This window comes from Bradyrhizobium sp. Cp5.3, from assembly GCF_000426265.1.
Lineage (GTDB): Bacteria > Pseudomonadota > Alphaproteobacteria > Rhizobiales > Xanthobacteraceae > Bradyrhizobium > Bradyrhizobium neotropicale.
Genome location: NZ_AUFA01000014.1, coordinates 173,916 through 199,422 on the forward strand (window position 1 = coordinate 173,916; position 25,507 = coordinate 199,422).

Consider the following 25,507-nt stretch of genomic DNA (forward strand, 5'->3'; position numbering starts at 1 on the left):
ATCATGCTGCGTCAGTAGGCGCGCCGCCTCGCGCGGGTCGGCGCTTTAGGTCACCGGCTTGGGCGGCGGCGCGGTGCCCTGTGCCCATTTCTCCAGCTTGCCGAGCACGCCCCAGGCCGAGAGCGCCAGGAAGATCGGCATGGCGAACTGGCCGAGGCCCGGCACGGCCGACACGATCGTTCCGAACAGTCCGGCGAGGCCTCCCGCATCGGGGCTTGCCGTCACCGCCGAGAGCAGCGCGGTGATGAGCGTGCCGCCGACGCCGAGCGCGGTCTTCCTGCCGTCGAGGAGCTTGCCGATCGTCTCGCCGAGCGCGCCATTGACCTGGCCGAGCACGGGCTTGCCGTTGTTGTTGAGCAATGTGCCGAGCATCTCGACGACCTGCTTCAACTGGTCGACGGGAGCGGGGTTGGTCGGAGTGACTGTTCCAGGCATGGGAGCCTGCTTGTTGATGAGGGAGAAGAGGCGTTCGAACAGGCTGATCGGATCGTTGGTCGCCGTTGTGACGCCGCCCGGTGCCGTGCCTCCTGTCGGTGGCCGCACCAGCTGCGCGAGGTCCTCCAGCCGCATCAGGATCTGCGACATATCCACGGGTGGCATCACGGTGACCGGCTGGGACGCCCGCGTGATGGCGGCAATGGTGGCGGCATCGAGCAAGCCGGAATCCTTGATGCCGTTCTGCTGCTGAAATCGCGAGACCGCTGCCTTGGTTCTCGGCCCGCTGATGCCGTCCTCGGCGAGCGGCGGATTGGCGCCGAGCCGGTTCAGCGCCTGCTGCATCAGAAGAACCGTCGCCGCCATTTCGTCATCGGGCTCGGGATTGCCCGCGCCCGGCGGGCTGCCGTTAAGGGTGATCGAGGGATCGAGCGTCATCATCGCGTGCAGGATCACGGCGGTGCCGAGTTGCGAGTCGACGTTGCTCGGATCGAACACGTGGTCGCGGACGAACTTGCCGGGCCTCGCCTCGGGCGGGCCGTAGAGCGTTGAGCCGCCATAGAGATAAGGCGAGTTGACGCCCTTGGCGTGATAGCCGAAGCCGTTGAAGGCCTCGAGCCGGAACAGGGTGCGCGCGGCGCTCCAGTCCGTTGCGCCGACGAAGTCCTGGATTCTCAGCGCGTCCACGGCGCCGTCGACGAACGAGCTGAACGGGCCGCGCCCCTTCGGCACGATGGTGGTCACGCGGTTGAGCGACTGGCCGTTGCCGAGATAGGTGTCGAAATCGAAATTGGACTCGCGATAGTGGCAGAGGGCAACGAAATGCCAGGGTACACCGGTGCGTTGCTCGATCTGCTGATAGGCCGTCTTACCGTTAATCGCCCGATGCGCCACCGCGTTCGCATCGTCGAGGCGTGAGGGCCGGATCTGAAGATTGGTCCAATTCCTCTCATATTCGCTTTTCAAGCTCTGAAATGATACCATTTCCCGCTCCCGCGAAATGCTAAAATTGTATGGGTCTATGTGCCGTCTGAGCTGCGGACCGTCGTCACGGCCGGAGCTCTCGGCGTAATGGGCGCAATGTTGCAGGCTGCCTGCGCGAGTGCGTGTGAAATGGCTTACACGTCCGGCGCGAAATCGCTGATATCGCTGCGATCAAAAGCCGCAATCTGCCGCGCGACCAAAGCCGGGAAGATGCCGGAATCCGGGAACCGGCCGAACCCGTCATCTGTTATCGACGGAGATGATCCCGCCGGGAGCCCCGCATGGCCAAGCGCGTTCTTGCGATCGGCATCGAGCCGGGCAGCGTCGACTACAGCGCATTCCCGCAGTTCACGCCCGAGCTCGTCCGCAACTACATCGAGGCGCAATTGCTGCGGCTACGCGGTCTCGGCTTCGAGGTCACGAGCTGCCTGATCGATTTCGATGCCACCGCGGAAGCCGCCGTCACGGCGGCGTTGCGCGACGAGAGTTTTGATTGCGTCGTCATCGGCGCCGGCCTGCGCGAGCCGAGGGAGCGGCTCCTGCTGTTCGAGAAGGTGCTCAACCTCGTGCATGGGCTCGCGCCGGGCGCCGCGATCTGCTTCAACACGACCCCCGCCGACACGGCCGAAGCCGTGCAACGCTGGATCAGTCCCTGAACGGGAATTCCGCCCCGCCGGACCGCATCTGCTCTGAGCCCTCCGGCGACACCGCGTGGCGCGTCAGTCCTCAAATGGCGATGATTGTTCTGGCTGGAACCCGCGTCGGACGCTATGACTGGCGTCAGCACAGGGAGAGCTCAAAATGCTTCGTGGTCTTGGAATTGCGGCGTGTCTGACGGTTGCCATGGCGATGCCGGTCCACGAGGCCGCGGCGCAGGATGCCGTCGGCGGCGCCATCATCGGCGGCGTCGGCGGAGCGATCCTCGGCGGCGCGCTTGGCGGCGGCCGCGGAGCCGCAATCGGCGCCGTTGTCGGCGCCGGCACGGGTGCTGCGATCGCCTCCGAAGGCGAGCGGCGCCGCTCAGGCTACTACGCCTACCAGCGCGGCTGCTACATGCAGCGTCCCGACGGTTACTACGTCCGCGTCGATTCCCGGTATTGCTACTGAGCGGCTACGAGCCTTTGCGCTCTAGTTCCTTGCCGTTGCGTCCGGCATGATCTGCAACAGCGGCTCCGGATGGATCGAGACCTGACCGGCAAACGGCCGGTCATGCGCGGCGATCAAGAGCACCGAGGTGGCGACGCCGGTCGCGAACAGCCCCATTGCGATTGCCCCTCCGAGGCGGTTGTCGCAATGAACCAGGCCGATCGCCAGCAGCGCGCAGGCCGCCTGGAGGTACAGGCACCACCATTTGACCGAATTCACCGCGGCGAGGCTGACGATGATCCGTTGCCGTCGCGCATCCAGCGCCTGCTGGAGCGCGGCGATGATCTCGCGCTGAACGGTCTCCTGACCCTGGCCCTGCGGCGTCATGGTGACGACGAGCTGCAACGCTTCGGCGAGCGCCGGCGGTGTCTCCTTCAGCGATATCGCCTGATGCGCCATCATCGGCCACTCCACCGTCGCGGCCTGCCCGATATAGTCGCGCACCAGCCTGCGTAACCGTCCCTCCTGCTCGGCCGGCAGGCCCGCTGCCAGCAGCACGGCGCTTCTGAGCGTGCTGGCCTCGCGGCTCACTGCCGCGCTGGCGCGGTCGCTGTCACCCCAGACCTGCGCCGCGGTGAAGGCGACGAACAGGCCGAAGATGATGCCGAGCACCGGCAGCATGCCGGGCGAGATCGCCTTCAGCGATTTCGCACGCTCCTCCGTCGCGATCATCGCGACGGCGGCGAAGATGGCCGCGGCCAGCAGAAAGGTGAATCCGAAGATCACCAGCGCCATCCACGGCACCGGCAAATTGTGCAGCCAGTCGCTCATTGTGTCCTTGTCACTTGATTCGGAGCCCTAGATCAGCCGCATCCCGCGCAGGCTGGCGTGCCCGCTCTTGCCGACGATGATGTGGTCGTGCACGGCGATGCCGAGCGGTTTTGCGATGTCGATGATGGCCTTGGTCATCTGGATGTCGGCCTGGGACGGCGAGGGATCGCCGGAAGGATGGTTGTGCACCAGGATCAGCGCGGTTGCCGAGAGTTCAAGCGCGCGCTTGATCACCTCGCGCGGATAGACCGGGGTGTGGTCGACGGTGCCGGTCTGCTGCACCTCGTCGGCGATGAGCTGGTTGCGCTTGTCGAGGAAGAGCAGACGGAATTGCTCCTTGTCGGCAAACGCCATGCTGGAGCGGCAATAGTCGATCACCTCGTTCCACGACGACAGCGCGTTGCGGCTGTTGACCTCGCCCTTGGTCACGCGGCTCGCCGCAGCTGCGATCAGCTTGAGCTGGTTGATGGCGGATTCGCCGACGCCTTCGACCTCGCGCAGCCGCGCGACAGGCGCATGAACGACCTCGGCGAACGAGCCGAACGTCTTGATCAGCGTCTTTGCGAGCGGCTTGGTGTCGCGACGTGGCAGCGCCGGAAACAGCGCCATCTCCAGCAGCTCGTAATCGCTCAGCGCATCCGGGCCTGCGCTATAGAAGCGCTCGCGCAGCCGCTCGCGGTGGCCGTGATAGTGCGGCGGCTCGGCAGGCTCGGGCGACTTGGGCGGGGCGCTGGATTTGGCGGACATCGCGCGCCAGCATCGCCGCGGGTCATTTCTTTTGCAACCGCCAATTGCGGCGATGCGGTTCTAGCGGCGCGGCTTCAACCCCGGCACCAGCGCGGCGAGCCGGTCCTTGATCGGGCGTCCGAACATCGGTCCGCCCATGCCTGACGGCGGTGGGCCAGGCGGAGGTCCACCGCGCATGCCCGGCGGGGGTGGCGGCGGACCGGCGTGCCCGACGGTCGCGTCAGTGCGGCGGTCGACGCCGAGCGTCAGTGTCGCGACGTAGCGGTCGCGCTCCTCCTTCACGGCGCAGAAGGCGCGATGCTCGGGATCGGAGCGCTCGATCACGTGGTCATTAGCGTTGATGATCGTGCGCTGCCGGGCGCGGTCCTTGTAGGCGGGGACGTTGGTGTAGATGAACTCGTTCAGCGCGTCGGGCAGGAAGGTCTGCCCGGTCAGCACCGTGCGATCGTCGAGAAACACCTTGAAATGGATGTGCGTGGTGCGGCCGTCATACCAGCCGGGATAGATGGTGTTGAACAGGGCCCAGCCGGCCTCGTCGGTCATCTGCGTGCCACGCAGGAATGTCTTGCCGGTCGCATCGATATTGTGGCCGTCGCCCTGACCGGGATAGGCGGAGTAGAGGCCCTTCGCGTCGCAATGCCAGATATCGACCCGGGCGCCCTTGATTGCCGTGCAGGGCCCCGCCTCGATCACGCGCAGCCGCAGCGTCAGCGGCACGCCGCGCCTGCCTTCCGTGATGTCGGAACGAACGAGTTTCGGGTCGGCATAGAACGGCCCTTCCTCCGCCTGCGGCGTCAGGATGCAGGCCGGCTCGCTGGAGCTGACGGCGGGCTCGGAAGCCGCTTGCGCGCGGGTTTGCAGCAGGCCCGCAGCGCTGGCCGACACGAATCCAAGGAAGCCGCGACGCGTTGACTTGCCCAATCGTCTCTCCTGTCCGCCCCAACGAGAGATCGTGATCGGCAGGCAGGATGGCAAGATCAGGCCGCGATGATGGCGGCAATCAGATCGACGGTTTCCCGGCGTTTCGCTTCCGCGAAGGTGCTGTGACAGCCACCACCCCGGCCACAATGAGCGCCATTCCGGCCAGACCAGACCAGGTCAAGCGCTCGCCAAGCAGAGCGATGCCGAGCGCCACCGCGAACCCCGCGCGCAGGTAGCTGCCGCTGGTCGTGCCGAGCGGGCCTAGCGTGTGGATCAGCCGGAAATAGATCACCATCGCGAGCGCGGTGCAGACGACCGCGAGAGCGATGACCGCTGCGATCGCCTGTGCCGTCGGCGCCAGCCTCCACGGCTGCTCGAGAGCGGCGGCCGCGGGGAGCATCAGGATCGCGGCGCAGCTCATGGCGCCGGCCGCCGTGACGATTGCCGGAAGGTTCGAGAACCGTTGGCCCCAAATCGGCGCGAGCGCGTAGCTCAGGCTTGCGCCGAGCACCGCCGCTTGCGCCAGCGGCGCCGCCGTGCCGATCCCGGACAGCGCATCGATGCCCATCGTCATTGCGACGCCCGCAAGGCCAAGACCGATGCCAATGATCTTTTGGCCGCTGATCGTTCGGTGCCCGCGTCCGGTGAACATCGCGATCGCGAGCACGAACATCGGCGGGGTTGCATTGAGCACGCCGGCGAGCCCGCTCGCGATATGCATCTCGCCCCAACTGATCAGGGTGAACGGCAATGCGCTTTGCAGCAGCCCTTGCACGAGGAAAGCGGCCCACACCGATCTCTGGCGCGGAAGGAAGTGCCCCTGCGCGCTCGCTATCAGGATCAGGAGAATTGCTGCGATCGTCACGCGCGCGGCGACCATGGTGAACGGCGGAATCGTGGGGATCGCCACCTTGATCAGCGTGAACGAGCTGCCCCAGATCAGCGACAGGAGCAGCAGGAGCCCGATCTCGCGTGTGAGAAAGGTTTGCTCCGACGTTGCCTGCTGCGCCTGCGTGTTCATGCGATCTGCTCCGGGATGTGTCGGCACCATGATCCGGAGCGGCGGCGCAGGCTGGCTGAATTCGGACCTCATCGACCGATCGAGTCCGATTTCAGCTACTCGGCCGCATGGGTTGAGACTACCTTTTCGTTCATGGCGAGAATTCCGGCCCATCCGCAAGTGCTGCCACCGCATCTCGATTGGGAGACCTGCGATCGGGCGAGACTGGCGCGTGCCCGCGCGTTCGACGGCCTGTTCTTCTCTGGCGTTCGCTCGACGCGGATCTATTGCCGGCCGGTCTGTCCGGTTCGCCCGGCGCGCTCCGAGAACGTCACCTTCTACGCGACCGCCGCCGCCGCCGAGCGGGCCGGCTTTCGTCCCTGCCTCCGCTGCCGGCCGGAAGCTGCGCCGGGATCGCCGGCCTGGATGGGCACGGCCACCACCGTTGCGCGCGGGATGCGCCTGATCAATGACGGCCTTCTGGATCGTGCATCCATGGCGGAGCTTGCCGTGACCCTTGGCATCGGCCCGCGCCATCTCCTGCGCCTGTTCATGCGCCATGCCGGCGCAAGTCCCAGCGAGATTGCGGCGACACGGCGCGTGCAGGAAGCCAAGCGCCTGATCGACCAGACCGATATGACATTGGCCGAGATCGCCTTTGCGGCGGGCTTCGGCAGCGTTCGCCGCTTCAACGATGCCTTTGCCGCGACTTACAAGCGGCCACCATCGTCATTTCGCCGTCGGCGATAGGCGTCGCGAAGGTGCAAGTCAGCGCCGAAGAGATCAGCCGATCTGCTTCTCGCCGTGCCGCTCCGACAGCGTGAAGATTTCGACGCCCGTGGCGGTGACGCCGACGGAGTGCTCGAATTGCGCCGACAGCGAGCGGTCGCGAGTCACCGCGGTCCAGCCGTCGGACAGGATCTTCACATGCGGCTTGCCGAGATTGATCATCGGCTCGATGGTGAAGAACATGCCGGGCTTGAGCTGCACGCCTTCGCCGGGGCGGCCGATATGGATGATGTTGGGCTCGTCGTGGAACATGCGGCCGAGGCCGTGGCCGCAGAAATCACGCACCACGCTCATGCCCTGCGGCTCGACGAAGCTCTGGATGGCGTGGCCGATGTCGCCGGTGGTGGCGCCGGGCTTCACGGCGGCGATGCCGCGCATCATCGCCTCATAGGTCACCTCGATCAGCCGCTCGGCCTTGCGCGCGATCGGGCCGATCGCATACATCCGGCTGGAATCGCCGTACCAGCCGTCGACGATGAAGGTGACGTCGATGTTGACGATGTCGCCTTCCTTCAGCGGCCGGTCGCCGGGCATGCCGTGGCAAACCACGTGGTTGAGCGAGGTACAGGTCGAGTAGCGATAGCCGCGATACATCAGCGTCGCCGGATAGGCGCCGTGGCTGAAGGCGAACTCGCGGACGAACTCGTCGATGCGCGAGGTCGGCACGCCGGGGCCGACGATGTCGGTGAGCTCGTCCAGGCACTTCGCCACCAGCGCTCCCGCCTTGCGCATGCCGGCAAAGGCGCTCGGGCCATGCAGCTTGATCTGTCCGGTCTTGCGGAGGGAGGTGTCGGTGGCTTCGACGTAGCTCATCTGGTTGCGATCTTTGGGCTCGAGGCTGCTCGCGATGCGGCGGAAGGGCTTGATTTCATGCCCTAATCTAATGATCGCGGGCCTTCATGCAAGCCAAGCTTGGGCCCTGCGCCGGAAAGGCGGCTCAATTCGGGACTTCTACGGTGGTTTCGACCGGCAGGGCGCCGCCGCGGACGCGGATTTCGCGGACGGGGTAGGGAACCCGGATGCCCTCGCGCTTGAAGGCGTCCCACAGCGCCAGCATGACGTCGCTCCTGACGTTGTCCATACCGTCGGGGTCGGCCAGCCAGAGAGTCAGCGAGAACTTCATCCCGGCCTCGGCAAACTCGGTCAGGATGCAGTTCGGCGGCTTGCCCTTCTGCGCGCGCGGATGGGCGGCGGCGGTCTCGATCGCGAGCTTGCAGACGAGCCTTGGGTCGGCGTCGTAATTGGTGCTGAAGGTGATCTTCACCAGCGTATTCTTGTCGGTATAGGTCCAGTTGACGACCTTCTGCGTCACCAGATCCTCGTTTGGCACCAGGAATTCACGGCCGTCGCCGGCGGCAACGGAAATATAGCGCGTCTTCATCGCGCTGATGCGGCCGGTATTGTCGCCGATCGTGACGAGGTCACCGGGCTTCACCGACTTGTCGGCGAGCAGGATGATGCCTGAGATGAAGTTGGCGACGATCTTCTGCAGGCCGATACCGATGCCGACGCCGACCGCGCCGGAGAACACGGCGAGCGCCGAGAGGTCGATGCCGACCGCGCCGAGCGCAATCACGATGGCGACGGCGAGGAGGCCGATCCGGATGATCTTGACCAGCAGCACCTGCACCGACGGCGTCAGATCGGTCGTCGAGTTGATCCGGCTCTCGGCGAAATTGCTCGCGATGTTGGTGAGCCAGAGCGCGATGATCAGAAGCGCCCCGGCCTTGATCAGCAGCAGTGGCGTCAGCCGCAGACCGCCGAGCACAATCGCGTAGGAGTCGAGCAGGTCCACCGTCGCATCGAGCTCGCCGATGATGGAGAGGGCCGCGACGAACCACGCCGCGACCGACACCAGCTGGACGATGAAGGCGTTGCGCAGCACCGAGGTCACGAGCCGGATCGCGAGCCAGGCCAGCCCCAGCTTCGCGGCGACCATCAACAGATAGCTCCGGCTCGGCCAGGTCGCATGATACATCACCACGCGGGAGATGATTACGAGCAGGGTGAACACCGCCGTGGAGGCACTGGACACCATCACACGGGCAAAGTGACGGAGCGGCAGCGGCCAGCGTATTGCGAGGCGCGTCATGTCGACGCGGTTACGGATGCCGGCTTCCGCGGCATAGGCGATGCCGGCTGCGGCAAGGATCAGTCCAAACTGCAGGTAGAACCAGGGCGATAAGATCTCGGCCCCGACGCCGCGCGCGGTGGTCTGCGCGAACTCCATGAGGTCTTTGAGGTCCATGTCCATTCAGGCGGTTCTCGTCGGCGATCAGGCGGGAAGGATGATTCGAGGGCGCCGCAGAATCCCACAAAGGGCGCGGCCGGACCATCGATACACCGCCATGTGATACGAGTTAAGGCCGCAAAATACGGGCAGATTGCCGCGAGCGGTCGAAAATGGGTTGGCGCGGCAGTGCGACGACGATAAGGATGCATGAGCAGGATGGTTGCTGGTCTTCACCTCGCCCCGCTTGCGGGGAGAGGTCGGATTGCATCGAAAGATGCGATCCGGGTGAGGGGGACTCTCCGCGAGTCCGTCTGTCACCGTCCCTGCGGAGACTCCCCCTCACCCCACCCTCTCCCCGCAAGCGGGGCGAGGGAGCGCCCAGCCAGTGCCCTCTGATCTGAATCGCGTCGATCTCTTGGAGTAACCCGCAGCACCGCATGGCTTCTCTCGACTCGGTCAGCATCGCCATTCTGCTCGGCGCCGTCCTGGTGATGGCCGGCATTCTCTCGAGCCTGCTCGCGCTGCGCTTCGGCGCACCGCTGCTGCTCGTCTTCCTCGCGATCGGCATGCTGGCCGGCGATTCCGGCCCCGGGCAGCTCCAGTTCGACGACGTGCGCACGACCTATCTGGTCGGTTCGGTGGCGCTCGCCCTGATCCTGTTCGACGGCGGCCTGCGGACGCGGTTTGCGAGCATCCGCACCGTGCTCGCGCCTTCGGTGGTGCTGGCGACCGGCGGCGTGCTGCTCACCGCGCTGATTACCGCTCCCTTCGCCAAATACGCGCTCGATCTGAACTGGTCGGAGTCGCTCCTGGTCGGCGCCGTGGTCGCCTCGACCGACGCCGCCGCGGTGTTCCTTCTGGTGCACACCCAGGGCCTGCGCCTGCGCCCGCGCGTCGGCGCGACGCTGGAGGCGGAGTCCGGCACCAACGATCCTTTCGCGATCTTTCTCACGCTCATGCTGGTGGAATACATCTCGCTGGGGTCGGGCACGGCGAGCCATGTGCTGTTCGAATTCATCCAGGAGGCCGTGCTGGGTGCCGTCGTCGGCGTGATCGGCGGACGCCTGGTGGTCATCGCTCTCAATCAGGTGGCGCTGCCGCAGGGCCTGCATGCGCCATTCGTCACCACGGCGGCGCTCGTCATCTTCGGCGGCTCGCAGATCATGCACGCTTCCGGTTTCCTCGCGGTCTATCTCGCCGGTATCATCATCGGCAACCGTCCGACGCGCGCCCATAATTCGGTGGTGACCTTCCTCGACGCAGCGACCTGGCTCGCGCAGATCGTGATGTTCGTTCTCCTCGGCCTCCTGGTCTCGCCGCAACGGCTCGGCGCAAGTGCGTTGCCGGCCGTCGAGGTCGCCTTCGTGCTGATGCTGATCGCGCGGCCGCTGGCGGTCTTTCTCTGCCTTGCGCCCTTTCGCTTCAACTGGCGCGAAAAGATCTTCATCGCCTGGACGGGCTTGCGCGGTGCAGTCGCGATCTTCCTTGCGTCCATTCCGATGCTGGTCGGGCTGTCGAAGGCCTATCTCTATTTCGACGTCGCCTTCGTCGTCGTCATCATTTCGCTGCTGCTGCAGGGCTGGACGTTGGCGCCCGCCGCGCGGAAGCTGCACGTGGCGCTGCCGCGCGCCGAGCGTGGTCCACGCCGCGTCGAGCTGGACTTGCCCGGCCAGCTCGAGCAGCAGCTCGTCGGCTATTCCGTCAGGTCCAAGAGTCTCTATTTCCGCCGCGGCCTGATTCCGTCCTGGTCCAAGCCGACACTCGTGATCCGCAACCAGAGCATTTTGACGCCCACCGAAGCCGATCCGATCGCGCCGGGCGACTATATTTATCTGCTCGCCCCGCCGGAAAAGGCCGAATCCCTCGACCGCTTCTTCGTCGACATGCAGCCGAGCTCGGCGCCGGATCCGCATCTGCTGGGTGACTTCATGGTCTCCGGCGAGCACACGCTCGCCGAGCTCGCCGAGATCTACGGCGTGAAGGTGAGCGAGGATGAGGGCAGGCTGACCCTGGCCGATTATTTCGACGTTCACCTCGACCGCGCACCGAAGGAGGGCGCGGAGCTCGCGCTCGGCGAGATCGTGCTGGTGGCCCGCTCGATCTCCGGTGGCCGCGTCAACGTCGTCGGCCTGCGCCTGCCGGAGGACGAGGAGAAGCCCGAACCCGTGACGCGCGCACAGGCCCTGCGGCGCAAGCTCGCCGACCTTTGGACGTCGGTGGCAGGGATTTAGTCCGCTCTTTGTCATTCCGGGGCGCGCGTAGCGCGAACCCGGAATCCATTTCATCGCGGAATAGCCGATGAAATAGATTCCGGGCTCGCCCTTCGGCCGCCCCGGAATGACGAGTGTAGGAACGCGGGAACCTGCCACCAAATCGCCGCAACCGCCGAAAGTTTCCGCTGTTCCCTGAGGGTTGCAACCGGAACGCATGCCCGTGCCGCTCGTTCTTAGCCGCATAACGGTCAACCTATGTGACAGGAGCAGTCCATGCGAAAACTCGTCTTGCCGGCCATTGTCGCGATCGGCCTCGGATCGGCCGTGCCGGCGATGGCCTATGACACAGGCGACCAGATCTCGATGCAGGTCGCGCTCGATGTCGCGACCGACATCGGCGTTGTGACGGTCTCGCACACGAACTTTCTCGGCGACGAATGGGAGATCGACGGCCGCGACCGCACCGGTCGCTGGATGGAGGTCTATGTCGACGCCAGGACCGGCGACGTGCGCAACGTCGAGCGCGGGTGGTAGGCCCTCATGATCGCGGAATGATGCGATGAAATAGCGTCATTCTCACCTGTCGTCCCGGGGCGTGCGAAGCGCGAGCCCGGGACCCATAACCACAGGGAGTAGTTGGACGAAGGCTCGTGGTTACCAGTCTCGCGCCACAACTTTTCCCTGTGGTTATGGGTCCCCGCGTTCGCGGGGACGACGGCCGCGAGTGGGGCCCGCAGATTGCCTCTAGCCAGCCACCGCCCTCACGACAATACCTTCACCCCGCCGAACGAGGTCACCCGACCCTGCTTCAGCATCACGATCTGCGTCGCGAGCTGGCGCAGCTCGGCGACGTCGTGGCTGACATAGACCATCGGCACATTGGCCTCGTCGCGCAGCCGCACCAGGTAGGGCAGGATCTCGAGCTTGCGGCCTTCGTCCAGCGCGCCGAGCGGCTCATCGAGCAGCAGCAGGCGCGGCTTTGACAGCAGCGCGCGTCCGAGCGCAACGCGCTGGCGTTCGCCGCCGGAGAGTTTTCCGGGGCGGCGATCGAGCAGGGCGCCGATGTCGAGCAGGTCGACGATGCGCTTGTGCTGCGCGGGATCGGGCGCAAGGCCGTTCATGCGACGGCCGTAGTCGAGGTTCTGCGCGACGTCGAGATGCGGAAACAGCCGCGCGTCCTGGAAAACATAGCCGATGCGACGGCGATAGGTCGGGACATGGATGCCCGCCGCGGTATCGTCGATGACGTCGCCGTCGATCGCGATGGTGCCGCGGTCCGGACGCAAGAGGCCGGCGATCATGTTGACGAGCGAGCTCTTGCCGGCGCCGGAAGCGCCGAACAGGCCGGTGACGCGTCCCTCGCTGGTGAAGGATGCGTGCAGCGAGAACTCACCAAGTTGTTTTTCGACGTCGACGCGCAGCATGGTCAGTTTCCATGCAGCCGCGCGGTGGCGCGGCGGGCGAACCATTCGGCGGCGATCAGCGCACCGAGCGCGAGCACGATCGAGATGATGACGAGCCGGCCCGCGGCCGCGTCGCCATCGGGCGTCTGGATCAGCGAATAGATCGCCGACGAAATCGTCTGGGTCTCGCCGGGAATGTTGGAGACGAAGGTGATGGTGGCGCCGAACTCGCCGATCGCCTTGGCGAAGCCGAGCACCATGCCGGCCAGCACGCCGGGCAGCGCGAGCGGCAGCGTCACCGTGAAGAAGACCTTCCAGGGCGCGGCGCCCAGGGTCTCGGCCGCCTGCTCGAGCCGGCGATCGATCGCCTCGATCGACAGCCGCATCGGCCGCACCAGCAGCGGAAACGCCATCACGCCGCAGGCAAGCGCCGCGCCGGTCCAGCGGAAGGCGAAGACGATGCCGAGATAATCGGCGAGAAAGCCGCCGACGAGACCGCGGCGGCCGAAGGTGAGAAGCAGGAGATAGCCGGTGACCACCGGCGGCAGCACCAACGGCAGGTGCACCAGCGCATCGATGACCGATTTGCCCCAGAAGTCGCGGCGGGCGAGCAGCCATGCCAGCGCAATGCCGAACGGTGTCGCCACCAGCGTCGCGATGACGGCGACCCTGAGCGAGAGCAGGATCGCCGTCCATTCCGCAGGCGTGATCTCGGACATCAAGCCGCAAACATCAAGTCGTGGGGCTGACCAGGAACTTGAAGCCGTATTTCTCCAGAATGGTCTTTGCCGCCGACGAGCGCAGGAAGGCGAGATAGTCGCTGGTCTCCGGCCTCGCGGTCGTGGTCGCCGCGACCGGATAGATGATCGCGGGATGCGAGTCCGCCGGGAAAGTGCCGACGATCTTGACGCCGGGCTCGACCTTGGCGTCGGTCGAATAGACGATGCCGAGCACGGCCTCGCCGCGCGCCACCAGCGTCAGCGCGGCGCGCACGCTCTCGGCCATCGCGAATTTCGGCTCCGCGGCCTGCCAGGCGCCGAGCTTCTCCAGCGCCGCCTTGGCATATTTGCCGACCGGCACCGACTTCACGTCGCCGGTCGCGATCTTGCCGTCGCCGGCGAGCTTTGCGAGGTCGAAGCCCTGCGCGATCGTGACGTTGTTGATCTCTGAGTCCTTCGGCGCGATCAGCACGATGCTGTTGCCGAGCAGGTTGACGCGGGTCGGCTCGTTGATGGTCTTCTTGCTGATGGCGTAGTCCATCCAGTCGGTGTCGGCGGAGACGAACACGTCGGCCGGCGCGCCCTGCTCGATCTGCTTGGCAAGCACCGAGCTCGCGGCATAGCTGACGCTGAACTTGACGCCGGTCTTGGCAGTATAGGCGGCGCCGAGCTCGTCGAGCGCGTTCTTCATCGAGGCGGCGGCGAACACGGTGATGGTCTTGTCCTCGGCGGCGGCGGGCGAAAGGCTCGCGCCCGCGAGGATCACGAAAGCGGTGAAAAGTCCGGCAATACGAAACATGGGGTGCGCTCCGTGCGAGATCGCGCGCAATCGCACGCGCAGATCTAGCGTTGGGTGGGTCATGCATTGCGACGGGCGGAAGCGCTGTTCCACGGGTCCCCGCAACGGCTTACGGCCGACGGGGATATCGCATATGCGAAGATAGCAGGCCGAGGCTTTAGGGCAAAGGCGACCCTTTGTCTAACGCATGATCCGCACCCGAAGGGGCCGCGTGCGCGCAAAGTGCGCGGCGGTTTTCCGAAAAGATCATGCGCAAACAACAGCGTAACGGGCCTATTGCGTCGGCAGGATCGCGATCGAGACCGCATTGTCCTTGGCCCCGCTGATCTGAAGCACGAAGGGCTGCGCCGCAAGCTCGTATTTCATGGTTTTGCGGATGCCGTCGCAATCGGTCGCGCCGCTGAACGCTACGGGCTTGAGGAAATGCCCATCCTGCACCAGGTCGACCCAGGCGCCGGCCGAGAGGCTGACCGTGTAAAGCCCCGCTTTGGGCGCGGTCTTGAAGCTCGCAAAGCCGGCAAAGGTGCCCTCCTTCGGCGCACGCTCCGGGGGCGTCGGCAGCTTGGCGTCCGCGGGTGCGACCAGCGTCAGCGTGACGGCGGAAGAGGAAGACGGAAGCGCCACCTGTTCGCTCCCTGACGCCAGCTTTGCACGGTCGGGCGCGGTGAGCGCGGCGCGCTCGCGCTCGATCGGCCATTTGAATTTGTCGCAGCCGCTCGGTTCTTCGGCCGCCAGAGCGGAGGTCGCACCGAGCGAGAGCGCAGCGAGGATGGTGAGGGCGCGCATGTCAGGTCTCATCGTTGGCCGCGCGAAAGACGCGGGGCTTGCGGTCGGGCTCGTTGAACAGCGGGATGCGCATCCCGACAGGCCCGCCCGGCTTACGGCGGAGCGGCAAGCCGATCCTAGCGCATTCGCGCGGTGCGAACCAACTCTCTAGTTCGTCATCCCGGATCTGCGCTTACGCTCGTCCGGGACGACAGCCGTGGGTTGGCGGCAGCGTGCAGATGTATGCTACGGCTTCGCATCCGGCGCGCGCAGCACGGCTTTGCAGGCGGCGGGCATCTGCGCCAGCGTCATCGGCGGCTTTGGTTTGGGCGGGATCGGTGGCGGTTTCGGGTGCAGCACCGAGTCCTTGAACCAGTAGTCGAGGTCGGCGGGCTTGCAGCCTTCGTCCTCGGACTGTGGCTTCTGTCCCTCGCATTCGGTCGCGCCCGGCGGACAGCGCATGCGGATGTGGAAGTGATAGTCGTGACCCCACCAGGGCCTGATCTTCGACAGCCAGGAGCGGTCGCCCTTGGCCTCGCGGCACAGCGCCTTCTTGATCGCGGCATTGACGAAGATGCGCTGCACGGCGGGCTCCTGCGCTGCGTCGCGCAGCACCTGCACATGTCCGGGCGTAAACACGCGCGGATCGATGTCGAGCCGGTCCTCGCGCACCATCATCACCGCCGACATCTCCTCGCGCTCCTCGCGCGAGAGCCGGCGGTCGGGCATCGGCGTCAGCCAGATGTCGGCATCGAGGCCGATCTGGTGGCTGGCATGGCCTGACAATGCAGGGCCGCCGCGCGGCTGGCCGATGTCACCGACAAGGATGCCGGGCCAACCGGCATCCTTGTGCGCCCTGGCCGCGAGTCGCTTGATCAGTGCGATCATGTCGGGATGGCCCCAGTTGCGATTGCGCGACAGCCGCATCACCTGCCAATTGTCGCCGTTGAGCGGCATCTGCGCGGCGCCGCCGATGCAGCCCTTGGCGTAGTTTCCGATCACATGCGCGGGGCCGGTCGAGGGCAGGAGTTTGCGCGCGAACAGCTCCTTGGCGCCGAGCTTGGGATCGTTGGGGTTGGCGAGCGGCGGCAATGGCTTCGGAGCGACGCTGCCCTTGTCCTGGGCCAGCGCGGCGCCGGCGTGCAGGAGAGCCAACAGGAGCAGGAGAGGGGTGATGCGGCGGGGACTCATGCTGATGCTCTTATAGCCCATCGCAACGTCAGGGTTAAGAATTAGCCTTTCGGGCCGGCGCAACCTCACACTGTCTTTACAGCCGCCGGCTCGCCGCGACATCATCCGCCGGGATAACAGGCTGCGGGGCTTGTGATGATCTTGTATTCGGCACGGCTCGCCGGGCGGGCCGTCGTGGCGGCGTTTGTGCTGGCGGGGCTTGGGGCGACGCCGGCGCTAGCCGATATCAGGGTGAACATCGACAAATCGTCGCAACGCATGTCGGTGCGCGTCGACGGTGCGCCACGCTACGACTGGCCGGTGTCGACGGGCCGCAGAGGCTACGGCACGCCGAGCGGCACCTTCCATCCGCAGGCGATGATGCGCAGCTATTTCTCGCGGAAATACTATAACGCGCCGATGCCGCACGCGATCTTCTTCCATCACGGCTTCGCCATCCATGGCACATCAGACATTTACCGCCTCGGAGGTCGGGCCTCGCATGGCTGCGTCAGGCTGCATCCGGCGCATGCCGCGATTCTGTTCGCGCTGATCCTGCGCGAGGGCGCGCGCAACACCACGATCCACATTTCCAACTAGTCCCGCCGAAAGTCGTAGCCTGCAGGACCGCATCTTAACGTCGCGATAACCCTATCCTGCGCTGACCAAAATTGGTGCGTTGGACGAGAAGCGGCCGCGTTCTGCATACAAGCGGGCGCCTCTTCGGAATTGATTCATGTGAAGAGCGTGTTTTTGCGTCATCTCGCTCTCCGATCGCGGCGAAGGGATCAGCTTCGCGCGCTGGATGAGGCTGCCGAGCCTCGCAAACGGGCAAAGAGCTGCCGCCTCGTCACCGTAAGAGCACGCGCACCGTTGCCGAGGCTGCCGAACATTACTGTTTTTTCAGACACTTGCCTGAAGACTTGCGGCCGCTGGGCGCAAGTGGGGCGTGTGACGTTGAGTTTGGGGTCTCGAAAAGCAAGAAAACGAAAGCGGTCGGCCTGGACCGGCAGGCGCACGCGCACGTCCGGCGCGATTGCGACAACTCCGCAAAGCTCATCCGTCGAGATCGACGAACTCATGCACAGCCGCGCGGAGACCGCGATCGCGGACGCGCGCAAGTCCCATGAGCGCCTGCGCCAGGCGATCGACATCCTGCCGCAGGGCATCGTCTTTCTCGATGCCGAAGGCCGCTACGTTCTCTGGAACAGGAAATACGCCGAGATCTACAGCAAGACCGCCGATCTCTTCGAACAAGGCGCGCGCCTCGAAGATACGCTGCGCATCGGCGTCGCGCGCGGCGACTATCCCGAGGCGATCGGCCACGAGAACGAGTGGATCGCCGAGCGGTTGCTGAAGCTCTATCAACCGGGCGGGCGCCATGAGCAGAAGCTGGCCGATGGCCGCGTCATCCTGATCGAGGAGCGGCTGACCGACGACGGAGGTGTCGTCGGCCTGCGCGTCGACATCACCGAATTGAAGCGGCGCGAGGCCTCGTTCCGTCTGCTGTTCGATGGCAATCCCGTTCCCATGATCGTCTGCGCACGCGACGACGAGCGCATCCTCGGCGTCAACGATGCCGCGGTCGCCCATTACGGCTACAGCCGCGCCGAGTTCGAGAAGCTCACGATCCGGTCCTTGCAGGCGTTCGACAGCCAGCCGCCCTGGACCGCCGACCGCTCCAGCGAGGAGCAGGCCGCCCGCACCTGGAAGCACGTCAAGGCCGACGGCGCGCTGATCGACCTTGCGATCTATTCGCGCGAGCTGACCTATGCCGAGCGGCCCGCGGTGCTGCTGGCGCTGATGGACATCACCGAGCGCAAGCGCGCCGAGGCGCGGCTCGCCTTCATGGCCCAGCATGACGGGCTGACCGGCCTGCCGAACCGCAACCTGCTGCGCCAGCAGATGGACGAGATGCTGCTGCACACGCGCCGCAGCGCCGAGAAGGTCGCGGTGCTGATGCTGGGGCTCGACAATTTCAAGGCGGTCAACGACACGCTGGGACATGCGATCGGCGACAAGCTGCTGCGCGGCGTATCCAAGCGGCTGCGCTCGACGCTGCGCGAGGAGGATGCGCTGGCACGGCTGAACTCGGACGAGTTCGCGATCGTGCAGAGCGGGCTGCCGCGCCCCGAGGACGCGGTGATGCTGGCGAAGCGCCTCCTCGAGGCCATCGCCGATCCCTATCTGCTCGACGGTCATTCCGTGGTGATCGGCGCCTCCATCGGCATTGCGATGGCGCCCGGCGACGGCGATGATTCGGAGAAGCTGCTCAAGAGCGCCGACATGGCGCTGTCGCGTGCCAAGACCGATGCCCGCGGCACATTCGCGTTCTTCGAGGCCGCGCTCGATGCCAGGGCGCAAAGCCGCCGCAAGATCGAGGTCGAGCTGCGCGATGCGATCCAGAACGACGTGCTGCGGCCCTATTACCAGCCGCTGGTCGATCTCTCGAGCGGACGCATCACCGGCTTCGAGGCGCTGGTGCGCTGGCCGCATCCGGAGCGCGGAATGGTCTCGCCGGCCGAGTTCATTCCGGTCGCCGAGGACACCGGGCTGATCAATCCGCTCGGCGGATTGATGCTGCGCCGCGCCTGCCTGGATGCTGCGACCTGGCCGGACGACGTCCGCGTCGCCGTCAATCTGTCGCCGCTCCAGTTCCGCAGCGGCAATCTGCTCTCGATCGTGACCGACGCCCTGAAGCAGTCCGGCCTGCCGCCGCGGCGGCTCGAGCTCGAGATCACCGAGACGCTGCTGCTCGAGAAGAGTGCCCAGGTGCTGGCGACGCTGCATGCGCTGCGCGCGCTCGGCGTGCGCATCTCGATGGATGATTTCGGCACCGGCTATTCCAGCCTCAGCTATTTGCGCAGCTTCCCCTTCGACAAGATCAAGGTCGACCAGTCCTTCGTGCGCGATCTCGGCGCCAACCGCGAGGCGCAGGCGATCATCCGCTCGATCGTCAGCCTCGGCAAAGGCCTGGGGGTCACCATCACCGCCGAAGGCGTCGAGACCGAGGCCGAGCTGAGCTGCCTCCGCGCCGAAGGCTGTGACGAGGGACAGGGTTTTCTGTTCAGCAAGGCCCGGCCCAACGCCGAGATCATCAGCTTGCTGGCAGCGCAGCGCGGGATCGACGGCGACGACGCAGCCTTAGTGGCCTAGCGTCTGGACGTCCACTTCCAGGACGTTGACGCGCGCACTTGCAATTGTAATTGGCTTTTTCGGGCTCTTTATCACGGCTGTCGTAGCGGGAATTGCGGTCCACGCCATGCGCTCCGCGCCAACCGATGGCGGGAGTGACGGTGAGCGATCCCAGTAGCGACGAGGTGATCGAGTAAGTGTGGTCAAGCGTCGGAATTAACCACCAACTCTGATTCAATTTTAATAAGACAATAATGCTGCTTGTTAGCGTAAACCGCGCAGATCAACGTTGCAGCGCGGCCATTTTCTGGACGTCGGCGGGACCGGGAAACTGACTCCGTAAAGCGCGATCGCAATCGCTGCGGTCGTTCGATGGGAAGTTGCCTTCTCATTTGGAGCGTCTCGTCATGATCGAACGTCGTGCAATGAAGCGCATACCGATCAACCGGGCGGCGCTGCTGTCATTTGATGAAATTCGTGGGACTCATCCATGCATGGTGCGCGATATGAACGCCTTGGGGGCCTGCATCTCCGCGCCGTACTACATATTTGCCAACGAATTTGTGCTGTCGTTCGACGGTCATTCCGGAATCTTCATCTGCCGTGTCGTGTGGAGAAAGGGGACGCTTTGCGGTGTTTCCTTCCTCCTGCGTCGTCGCGCGCCGAGATTGGCGAACGATTCCGGCGAGCCCACAAATGTGCTGCGACTTGATCGCCAGATCGCGTACCGCGGCGGGCGTCCTTAGCTTGGAAGCGTCCGCATAACTCTCGCGCGCCGACGCGCGCCGCTAGGCTGCGTCGCGCAGACCCGCCAGAAACGTATCCACGCTCTTCATCAGCGCCGACGCGTGCTGGCCGAGCTCACCCGATGCGACCATGACATTGCCGGCGAGCGCACGCGATTGATCTGCGGCCTGGCTGGCGCCGGCGACATTGGCCGAGACGTCGGTCGTGCCGGCGGAGGCCTGCTGCACGCTGCGGGCGATCTCCCGTGTCGCCGAGCCCTGCTCCTCGACGGCCGCCGCGATGGTGGTGGCGATGCCACTGATCTCGCGGATGGTGTCGCTGATGCCGGAGATGGCGGTGACGCAGTTGCCGGTCGCCGCCTGGATCGCCGTGACCTGGCTCGCGATCTCGTCGGTCGCCTTCGCGGTCTGGCTGGCCAGTTCTTTCACTTCGGACGCAACGACCGCAAAGCCGCGGCCGGCTTCGCCGGCGCGGGCCGCCTCGATCGTGGCGTTGAGCGCCAGCAGATTGGTCTGGCTTGCGATCTCGCTGATCAGGCGCAGCACGTCGCCGATGCGCTCGGCGGCGGTGGCTAGGCTCGTGACCATCTCCGTCGTCTCGGTGGCCTTGACCACCGCGCCGCTCGCGACCTGGCTGGAATGGGTGACCTGACGGCCGATCTCGCTGACCGACGACGCCAGTTCCTCGGTCGCCGCAGCGACGGCGCTGACGCTGGTCGAGGCTTCCTCGGAGGCCGTTGCCGCGGCGGATGCGCGCTGTGAGGTGCCGTTGACGCTCGTGGTGATCTCGCCGGCGACATTTTGCATCCCCTCGGTCGCCCTGGCCACCGCTGCAACGACGCCTTTGACGTCGGCTTCGAAGCGATCGGCCATCTGACGCTGCAGCGCCTGCTTCTCGATCTCCGCCTTGGCCTTGGCAGCCTCTTGCGCCTCGCGCAGCGTGCCCGCCTCGAGCATGTTGCGGCGGAACACGTCGACCGCCTTGGCCATGGTGCCGAGCTCATCCGGGCGCTCGCTGCCGGGAATGGTGACGCTGGTGTCGCCGCTCGAGAGCTGGTTCATGACGGCGGTGATTGCTGTGAGGGGCCGCGACAGGCCACGTCCGAGCAGCAGCGCCAGCAGGATCGCGACCGCAAGGATCGCGACCGTGCCGAGGATCAGATTGCGCTCCGCCGCGGCGAACGCGGCCTCATATTCCGTCGTGTCCTTGATGATTTCGAGCACGCCGACCGGCTGACCGGCGTAGTTCTTGATCGGTCCGGCATAGACCTCGACAGGATGGCCGTCGAGCTCGGCCTCCCGCAGCAGCGGCGGACCGTCGATCGCGGCCCTCAATTCGTCCGGCCTGGCGATTGCGTTGTCGCCGAAAGTCGAAGACAGCTTGTTCAGCGACTGGCCGTCGACGGAGTAGACGGCGAGATCGATGCCGAAACGCTTCTTGGCGCGGTCGACGAATTCCTTGCCGAAGGCGACACCGATGTCGACATTGGCGAGGTTTTTTCCGTCGCGGACGATCGGCGTCATGCCGAAGATGCCGAGGGCTTCCCGGCCCGGCTCGACGCCGACGATCGGGCGACCGGTCTTGAGGGCCTCGACCACGGTGGCGCGGCGGGCGGAGACGTCGTCACCAAAGCTCTTGGGGGTGTGGACGCGGAAGAAGGAGATCGCCGGGGGAAGCTGGAAGGTGATGAGCGGAATGCCCTGCGCCTTCAGCGCCTTGTTGGCGTCGCCGAGCAGCGCGAGCAGGCTGTCGCGGTCGCCCTTGGCGATGGCGTCGCCGACCGGCGGCAGCGCCGCGATCGCGGACGAGACCGCCAGCGCGGCGCGCCCCTCATAGTCGATCGCCGCGATCACGCTTTCATATTGCAGCTTGAGCTGCTGATCGAGCGCGAGCCGTGTCAACGCCCGCTGCTGGGTGATCGAAAAGCCGGAGAGGATGGCGCAGGCAACCGCAACGGTGAGCGCGATGGCGAGAATCAGGCGAGCGGCAATCGACTTGATCTTGGGCATCGAAAATTCCCGGCATTCCAGATCTTGATCTTGGTTTTGCGGAAAGGTCTCAGAAAATGCTTAACAACAAACGCGGCACGGCCCCCGTGATTTAACGGAGCCGCTACCATCCTTTTGCATGACTCAATGCAGTAATGCGCATGGAGAAGTTGATCATTCCGCGTATCGCGAGACAAAGCGCCGCAGTTTCATCCGCCCGGATCAACGGCCCTCGGCAAGGATCAACTTGCCGACATCCTCGTAATGCGTGTCGCGCGCCTGGATCTGCTGGGCGATCGCGTGCATGTCACGAAATCGTCGCTCGAACGGATTGCTGCGGAACACGGCGGTCGCGCCCGCCATGTGATAGGCGGCGTCGACCACCCTGGCCGACTGATGGATGGTCCAGGTCGCGGCCAGCCGGACCGCGGTGCGGTGTGCATTGCTGAACTCGCCGGTCGCGCTGAGGTCACGCCACATCGCGTTCGCCGTCGCGTAGAGATAGGCGCGGGCCGCGCGAAGATCGCCTTCGGTGCGTCCGATCAGGCCCTGGACGGCCTGATTGTCGCGCATCGCGCTTGCGGCGAGCGACTGATGCTTTCCGCGCGCCAGCGCAATGGCGGCCTCGAGGGTGGCGCGTGCCACCCCGAGCGAGACCGCGGCAAAGCCGAGGCTGAAGGCCGAACCGGTCCCGAGCCTGTAGATCGGGCCCGGCTCACGCAAAGCCTGGGGCACATCACGAAACGTCGCGAAGCGCTCGGGGATGAAGAGGTTACGCACTTCATAGGAATCAGTCCCGGTGCCGGCGAGCCCAATCGCGTTCCAGACGTCGTGGAGCGTCGCGCCCGCAACCGGAAACAGGATAGTGCGCACCTCCGGCGAGCCGTCGGCATGCCTGCGCGGCGTGCCGTCCCCGCTGAGGATGCGGACGTGGGCGCCCAGCCAGCTCGCCTGGCGCGAGCCCGAGGCAAAATCCCAGCGCGCGGTGGCGCGATAGCCGCCCTCGACCGCGCGCGCCTCATGCGCGATCGCGCCCCAGGCGAGGATGCCGGGCGGCGTATTGAAAATCTCATGTGCGGTGTCGTGGTCGAGCGAAGCGGCGATCATCGCGCAGACGCTGCACTGGCCGAGACACCACGCGGTCGACGCATCCGCCTTCGCGATCTCCTCCAGCATCTGCATGAAAACGTCGGGCGCAGCCTCGGCGCCGCCGAGGCTCTGCGGCAGCAGCGCGCGATAAAGCCCGTTCTCGACCAGCGCTGAAACGACGGCTGGCGTCAGCCGCCGCGTCCGCTCGATCTCATCCGCCTCGCCCGCAATCAGCGGCGCAAGTGCCCGTGCCCGCTCGACGATGCTAACCCCCGGAGCTGCGTCCATGCGCGCGTTTCCTCGCCCATTCTGTCGCGAGCGGTAAGAAGCACGATGGTGGTCTATTTGGCGGGGAGGATCAAGGTGGCGCCCCGTCATTCCGGGCTCGCGCCAAACTGACGCGCCGGGATCGCTGCAGCATCGTTGAAGCGCAGCGAAATCCGGGGCTCTGGTTTCAGCGAATGCAATCATCCCGGATTGCGCCCCGCTCCATCCGGGCTACACGCAAGTTTTGGAGCAAAGCGGGCACAGCCAGCTCGCACTCCCTATGGATCCATCGAGAACGACCCAAAGCCGATGTCACCCCGCGCACTCTGGTCGGTGCATACGCGGCAAACCGGCCTTGGGCCTTGGGAACGGAACTGCCTTGCGTCAGTCCTCGTCCTCGGACAGCGCACGACGCCGATCTACGGCCTCACTCATATCGTGCAGTACAAAGATCGCGAGGGCCGCCAAGCGCTGCCTCTGTTCTTGACCAAGCGTTTTGTAGAGTGGCTGCCACGCCTCGGCGAGCTTATCCAGATCGGCTGATCGTTGAGCCAATGCTTCGGACCGTCGCTGCAAAAAGGCGATGGGGTCACGATTGCGCATCGCTTCGACACGGCTTTCGTCGGCCCGTCGACCCACCGTTTCCTGAATTTTTGCAATACGCGCCTTTCGATCCTCCGCCCTCGCACGAATAGCGCTCTCTACAGGCGGCCAAAGCTTTTCCTGGTCAGGTGTCAACTGCAGCGCGGCCTTCACGAGATCAATCCTCATGTCAGTCAGATTGTTCCGGTCGGTCGCATTTAAGCGTTCCGGAGACGCGGGAGCAGCGGTTTGCGCGTTTTGCGCGTTGGCAATCGAGGATGCGGTAAGGAAGAGTGCGGTTGTACCGGCCACGACGATCTTCAACATCGGCGATCTCCCTGGATAAGAGGCCCCCAAAGCAAACCGCAAAGTGGTCACGCACCGTATGGTTCAGTTGACTTAAATCAAAGGAGCCGGAGAAGTTTTTTGGCGCGTACTGACGGAGCTTCTGGACGCCCGCAGTAGCTTGCGCGCGCGGTGTCAGGCGGCGCGCTGGTTGTGTCGCGACGAGAGATTCGGGCACAACACGAGCTTGCCCTCGAGGCCGCCGGCCTCGAGGCGGCGGTGAGCATCGGTGACCTGGTCGAAGGAGATCCGCTCGGCGATGCGCGGCCGGATGGCGCCTTTTGCCAAAAGCCCGAACAGCCGCTCGAGGTCCTCCTTGAACCAGGTGGGATGCCGCGCCCGCATTGCATTTACGGAGTAGAAGCGGGCCCGCTTGCCGCCGGGCAGCAATCTCCACAAGTAAAGGCGCGCGATCTCCATCACGATGGGAAGCATGCGACGCCGTGCCTGCACGCTCGCCGAGAAGCCGATGGCACAGAGCAGACCGCCTGGCTTGAGCGCCGCGTATGAGCGGCGATAGCCGTCTTCGCCAACGCCGTCGACGATGACGTCGAACCCTCCCGGCAGGACCCGCGTGAAGTCCTCATGCTCGTAGTCGATCGGCGTTGCCCCTAGCTCTCGGACGAGCGCCATGTGCTCGCCGCGCGCGGTGCCCCACAGCTCGAGGCCGGCCAGTCTCCCGAGCACGAGCAGCGCCTGGCCGACGGCGCCGGCGGCGCCGTGCACGAGCACGCGCTGATCTCGCTGGACTCGGGCCGCGCGGTAAAGAAGCTGATATGCGGTCGTCCAGCTCAAGATGAGTGTGGCCGCCTCCGCGGCGTCTACGCCCACCGGCACGCGAGCCACGTCGTTCGCCCGCAGCGTGCGATAGTCGGCGTTTGACCCGACCACCGTCATGTCGGCCACGCGCTCGCCAATCTGAAAGTCGCGTACGCCTTCGCCGAGCTGATCGATCTCCCCGACCACATCGTAGCCCATGACGAACGGAGGCCGGAGGCGCATCGTTTGCGGGTATAGATGACGCCTGATCAACACCTCGGTGTAGTTGAGGCTCGACGCGAGGACCCGCACCCGCACCTCGCCCCGGCCGGCGGTCGGCAGGGGAGCGTCGACCACCTCCAGCCTCTCGGGATCACCGAAGCGGCTGACTTGAACAACGCGATTGCGCGGCTCCATCATGGGCGATCACCTTGCAATGTCGCAATCCAGCGCAAGGAGCGGGCACACTTCCTCGACATCTTTACATCGCCACGTCGGCA

At 65.5% G+C, this 25,507-nt stretch carries 24 protein-coding genes; 8 read left to right on the plus strand and 16 right to left on the minus strand.

What is annotated here, in order from left to right; genetic code table 11:
• Positions 1 to 45 precede the first annotated feature (45 nt).
• Positions 46 to 1,419 carry a peptidoglycan-binding protein gene (locus tag K289_RS0122015; RefSeq protein WP_027553520.1) on the minus strand — a complete coding sequence of 458 codons (1,374 nt, stop codon included), beginning with the start codon at positions 1,417 to 1,419 and terminating at the stop codon, positions 46 to 48.
• Between the two features lie 281 nt (positions 1,420 to 1,700).
• Here K289_RS0122015 and K289_RS0122020 point away from each other — a divergent pair, with 281 nt between their 5' ends.
• Complete coding sequence (locus K289_RS0122020) at positions 1,701 to 2,075, plus strand: hypothetical protein (protein ID WP_027553521.1); 375 nt, start codon at positions 1,701 to 1,703, stop codon at positions 2,073 to 2,075.
• A 145-nt stretch (positions 2,076 to 2,220) separates the two neighbouring features.
• Complete coding sequence (locus tag K289_RS0122025) at positions 2,221 to 2,526, plus strand: YMGG-like glycine zipper-containing protein (RefSeq protein ID WP_027553522.1); 306 nt, start codon at positions 2,221 to 2,223, stop codon at positions 2,524 to 2,526.
• Between the two features lie 21 nt (positions 2,527 to 2,547).
• On the opposite strand, the gene K289_RS0122030 is transcribed toward K289_RS0122025, so the two are convergent.
• The 4 genes from K289_RS0122030 to K289_RS0122045 all read right to left on the minus strand — a co-directional run bounded on the left by K289_RS0122030 (position 2,548) and on the right by K289_RS0122045 (position 6,097).
• Positions 2,548 to 3,336, minus strand: coding sequence for a DUF4239 domain-containing protein (locus K289_RS0122030; RefSeq protein WP_027553523.1), 789 nt, complete (start codon positions 3,334 to 3,336; stop codon positions 2,548 to 2,550).
• Between the two features lie 27 nt (positions 3,337 to 3,363).
• Positions 3,364 to 4,083: a DNA repair protein RadC gene (gene radC / locus K289_RS0122035; protein ID WP_027553524.1), complete on the minus strand. Its 720-nt coding sequence runs from the start codon at positions 4,081 to 4,083 to the stop codon at positions 3,364 to 3,366.
• 60 nt (positions 4,084 to 4,143) lie between these two features.
• Positions 4,144 to 5,004 carry an intradiol ring-cleavage dioxygenase gene (locus tag K289_RS0122040; RefSeq protein WP_027553525.1) on the minus strand — a complete coding sequence of 287 codons (861 nt, stop codon included), beginning with the start codon at positions 5,002 to 5,004 and terminating at the stop codon, positions 4,144 to 4,146.
• 79 nt (positions 5,005 to 5,083) lie between these two features.
• Positions 5,084 to 6,097 carry a DMT family transporter gene (locus K289_RS0122045; protein WP_245283974.1) on the minus strand — a complete coding sequence of 338 codons (1,014 nt, stop codon included), beginning with the start codon at positions 6,095 to 6,097 and terminating at the stop codon, positions 5,084 to 5,086.
• Positions 6,098 to 6,157: 60 nt separating this feature from the next.
• Between K289_RS0122045 and K289_RS0122050 the strand changes: the two genes are divergently transcribed.
• Positions 6,158 to 6,754, plus strand: coding sequence for an Ada metal-binding domain-containing protein (locus tag K289_RS0122050; RefSeq protein ID WP_035685413.1), 597 nt, complete (start codon positions 6,158 to 6,160; stop codon positions 6,752 to 6,754).
• A 33-nt stretch (positions 6,755 to 6,787) separates the two neighbouring features.
• Here K289_RS0122050 and map read toward each other — a convergent pair whose 3' ends face one another.
• Together map and K289_RS0122060 are read right to left on the minus strand one after the other, a co-directional pair.
• Positions 6,788 to 7,606 (minus strand): type I methionyl aminopeptidase, encoded by an 819-nt coding sequence (map, locus tag K289_RS0122055; RefSeq protein WP_027553528.1) that lies wholly within the window; start codon positions 7,604 to 7,606, stop codon positions 6,788 to 6,790.
• Positions 7,607 to 7,730: 124 nt separating this feature from the next.
• Positions 7,731 to 9,047 (minus strand): mechanosensitive ion channel family protein, encoded by a 1,317-nt coding sequence (locus K289_RS0122060; protein WP_027553529.1) that lies wholly within the window; start codon positions 9,045 to 9,047, stop codon positions 7,731 to 7,733.
• Positions 9,048 to 9,463: 416 nt separating this feature from the next.
• Here K289_RS0122060 and K289_RS0122065 point away from each other — a divergent pair, with 416 nt between their 5' ends.
• Both K289_RS0122065 and K289_RS0122070 read left to right on the plus strand, forming a co-directional pair.
• Positions 9,464 to 11,257 (plus strand): potassium/proton antiporter, encoded by a 1,794-nt coding sequence (locus K289_RS0122065; protein WP_027553530.1) that lies wholly within the window; start codon positions 9,464 to 9,466, stop codon positions 11,255 to 11,257.
• A gap of 255 nt (positions 11,258 to 11,512) precedes the next feature.
• Positions 11,513 to 11,773, plus strand: coding sequence for a PepSY domain-containing protein (locus K289_RS0122070; protein ID WP_027553531.1), 261 nt, complete (start codon positions 11,513 to 11,515; stop codon positions 11,771 to 11,773).
• A 227-nt stretch (positions 11,774 to 12,000) separates the two neighbouring features.
• Here K289_RS0122070 and modC read toward each other — a convergent pair whose 3' ends face one another.
• The 5 genes from modC to mepA all read right to left on the minus strand — a co-directional run bounded on the left by modC (position 12,001) and on the right by mepA (position 16,116).
• Entirely contained in the window at positions 12,001 to 12,663 is a 663-nt protein-coding gene (gene modC, locus K289_RS0122075) for a molybdenum ABC transporter ATP-binding protein (protein WP_027553532.1), read from the minus strand.
• A gap of 2 nt (positions 12,664 to 12,665) precedes the next feature.
• Positions 12,666 to 13,361, minus strand: coding sequence for a molybdate ABC transporter permease subunit (gene modB, locus K289_RS0122080; protein WP_027553533.1), 696 nt, complete (start codon positions 13,359 to 13,361; stop codon positions 12,666 to 12,668).
• Positions 13,362 to 13,374: 13 nt separating this feature from the next.
• On the minus strand, positions 13,375 to 14,160 hold the full coding sequence (gene modA / locus K289_RS0122085; RefSeq protein ID WP_027553534.1) for a molybdate ABC transporter substrate-binding protein: 786 nt from the start codon (positions 14,158 to 14,160) through the stop codon (positions 13,375 to 13,377).
• A gap of 273 nt (positions 14,161 to 14,433) precedes the next feature.
• A complete protein-coding gene (locus K289_RS0122090) occupies positions 14,434 to 14,946 on the minus strand; it encodes a hypothetical protein (RefSeq protein WP_027553535.1) in 513 nt (170 codons plus the stop codon).
• Between the two features lie 225 nt (positions 14,947 to 15,171).
• Entirely contained in the window at positions 15,172 to 16,116 is a 945-nt protein-coding gene (gene mepA / locus K289_RS0122100; protein ID WP_027553536.1) for a penicillin-insensitive murein endopeptidase, read from the minus strand.
• Positions 16,117 to 16,251: 135 nt separating this feature from the next.
• Here mepA and K289_RS0122105 point away from each other — a divergent pair, with 135 nt between their 5' ends.
• The 3 genes from K289_RS0122105 to K289_RS0122115 all read left to right on the plus strand — a co-directional run bounded on the left by K289_RS0122105 (position 16,252) and on the right by K289_RS0122115 (position 19,976).
• Positions 16,252 to 16,695 (plus strand): L,D-transpeptidase, encoded by a 444-nt coding sequence (locus K289_RS0122105; protein WP_084788677.1) that lies wholly within the window; start codon positions 16,252 to 16,254, stop codon positions 16,693 to 16,695.
• A gap of 435 nt (positions 16,696 to 17,130) precedes the next feature.
• A complete protein-coding gene (locus tag K289_RS0122110) occupies positions 17,131 to 19,251 on the plus strand; it encodes an EAL domain-containing protein (protein WP_051310731.1) in 2,121 nt (706 codons plus the stop codon).
• 386 nt (positions 19,252 to 19,637) lie between these two features.
• Positions 19,638 to 19,976: a hypothetical protein gene (locus K289_RS0122115; protein WP_027553539.1), complete on the plus strand. Its 339-nt coding sequence runs from the start codon at positions 19,638 to 19,640 to the stop codon at positions 19,974 to 19,976.
• Between the two features lie 42 nt (positions 19,977 to 20,018).
• On the opposite strand, the gene K289_RS0122120 is transcribed toward K289_RS0122115, so the two are convergent.
• The 4 genes from K289_RS0122120 to K289_RS0122135 all read right to left on the minus strand — a co-directional run bounded on the left by K289_RS0122120 (position 20,019) and on the right by K289_RS0122135 (position 25,427).
• Entirely contained in the window at positions 20,019 to 21,986 is a 1,968-nt protein-coding gene (locus tag K289_RS0122120; protein ID WP_027553540.1) for a methyl-accepting chemotaxis protein, read from the minus strand.
• Between the two features lie 201 nt (positions 21,987 to 22,187).
• Positions 22,188 to 23,342: an acyl-CoA dehydrogenase family protein gene (locus K289_RS0122125; RefSeq protein WP_027553541.1), complete on the minus strand. Its 1,155-nt coding sequence runs from the start codon at positions 23,340 to 23,342 to the stop codon at positions 22,188 to 22,190.
• Between the two features lie 363 nt (positions 23,343 to 23,705).
• Positions 23,706 to 24,230, minus strand: coding sequence for a Spy/CpxP family protein refolding chaperone (locus K289_RS0122130; RefSeq protein WP_027553542.1), 525 nt, complete (start codon positions 24,228 to 24,230; stop codon positions 23,706 to 23,708).
• Positions 24,231 to 24,383: 153 nt separating this feature from the next.
• On the minus strand, positions 24,384 to 25,427 hold the full coding sequence (locus tag K289_RS0122135) for a medium chain dehydrogenase/reductase family protein (RefSeq protein ID WP_027553543.1): 1,044 nt from the start codon (positions 25,425 to 25,427) through the stop codon (positions 24,384 to 24,386).
• Between the last annotated feature and the right edge of the window lie 80 nt (positions 25,428 to 25,507).